We start from the raw sequence: 1,315 nt of genomic DNA, 5'->3' as shown, positions 1-1,315 counted from the left end.
CAGACGGACAGGATGACCCGCCAGCGGGGCGCGCCAAGGGCGAACGCGGCCTCACGCATGGAAAGCGGCACGAGACGGAGCATGTCCTCCGTGGTGCGGACCACGACCGGCACCACCAGTATGGACAGCGCCAGCGCCCCGGCCAGACCGGAAAAATGCCCCGTCGGCACCACCACGATCATGTAGATGAACAGCCCCACCAGAATGGACGGCGCCGAAAGCAGCAGGTCGGACACGAACCGGACGGCATTGATCAGCCACCCATCCGTATTCGTGAATTCGGCAAGGTAGATACCGGTCAGCAGGCCCACGGGCGCGCCGATCAGCACGGCCAGCCCGGTCTGGATCAGGCTGCCCACGATGGCGTTGGCAAGCCCGCCATCCTGCCCCGGCGGCAGGGTGACATGCGCGAACGTGACCCAGCGCAGCCCCCCGATCCCGTTGCGCACCAGCACGAACAGGATGGAAAACAGCATGAGCAGCACCAGCACGGTGGCGGCCCAACACAGCGCGGTCGCCACCCGGTCCACCATGCGCCTGCGCATGTCGGACAGGCTGTTGCCCTGCCAGCGCCCCGATGCGCAGCCCGTCTCCACCGCAGCGGCGGCGGCCGTCACGTCGTTCCGGCCCGTCATCTAGCGACCCGCCGCCTTGCTGCGCAGCAGCAGCCGCGAACAGACCAGCGTTCCAAGGGAGATCAGCATGAGCAGGAATCCCACCGCCATCAGGGACGAGAATTTAAGGCTGCCCACCGCACTTTCGGGAAATTCGAGCGCGATGAGCGAGGCGATCGTGTTCCCCGGTGAAAACAGCGACCAGCCGATATGGTTGGCGTTGCCGATGACGAAGGTGATGGCCATCGTCTCCCCCAGCGCACGCCCCAGCCCGAGCATGACACCCCCCACCACCGATGTACGCGACCAGGGCAGGATGATGCGGCGCACGACTTCCCACCGGGTCATGCCCAGCCCGTAGGCGCTTTCCTTCAGCACGGCGGGCATGGACAGGAAGACATCGCGCATGACGGCGGAAATGAACGGCGTGATCATGACCGCCAGGATCATACCCCCCGTCAGGAACCCGGTACCATAGGGCGCGCCACGGAACAGCGTGCCGATACCCGGAATCCGCCCCAGCGTGTGGCCCGCCAGCGGCTCCACGTAATGGGCCATGAACGGCACCAGCACCGCGAACCCCCACATGCCGAAAATGATGGAGGCACCGCCGCCAGAAGCTGGATCAGCGTGCCGATGACACCGGCGATGCGCGCGGACGCGATTTCGGTCAGCCAGACCGCGATGCCGAAGGTCAGCGG

The 1,315-nt window shown here is 66.3% G+C and carries 1 protein-coding gene and 1 pseudogene; both read right to left on the bottom strand.

Annotation, left to right across the window (positions count from 1 at the left end; all coding sequences use genetic code 11):
* A partial coding sequence (locus JCM25156_RS16840) for an ABC transporter permease subunit (protein WP_025814053.1) occupies positions 1-635 on the bottom strand: 635 nt, incomplete at its 3' end.
* A pseudogene (gene pstC, locus JCM25156_RS25640) lies at positions 636-1,315 on the bottom strand (phosphate ABC transporter permease subunit PstC); the annotation flags it as partial.

This window comes from Komagataeibacter kakiaceti JCM 25156 (assembly GCF_000613305.1).
The sequence above is the reverse complement of the archived record's forward strand: the minus strand, read 5'-3'. Positions and strand labels throughout refer to the sequence as shown.